The following is a 326-nucleotide window of genomic DNA, read 5'->3' as shown; positions in this document are numbered from 1 at the left end:
CCCTCGCCCTGATCCGGGACCACACGGTTCCGGCCGCCGCCCTTGGCGGCGTAGGGCGCGACGTCCGCCCGCTTGACCAGGGCCTCGACGCTGTCGCCGTGCCGCCACGTGCTGACACCGAAGCTGCAGCTCAGCGTGATCGGACCCTTGGCCCCGCGGATCTGCAAGCCCTGGACGTCGGCGCGCAGGCGCCCGGCCTGCACCACGGCTCCCGCGAGCCCGCGGCCCGGCAGGATGACGGCGAATTCCTCGCCGCCGAGGCGTCCCGCGATCCCGGTCTCGGCGATCAGTTCTGCCACGGCCCTGATCGCCACGTCGCCGACATC

General features: G+C 73.9%; 1 protein-coding gene. It reads right to left on the bottom strand.

Going from position 1 to position 326, the window contains the following annotated elements:
- A partial coding sequence (locus tag ACLBXO_RS31880) for a GGDEF domain-containing protein (RefSeq protein ID WP_447687935.1) occupies positions 1-299 on the bottom strand: 299 nt, incomplete at its 3' end.
- Positions 300-326 lie beyond the last annotated feature (27 nt).

The sequence above is a fragment of the Methylobacterium sp. C33D genome (genome assembly GCF_053345825.1).
Note: the sequence above shows the minus strand (reverse complement) of the source record. Positions and strands in the feature narration are given on the sequence as shown.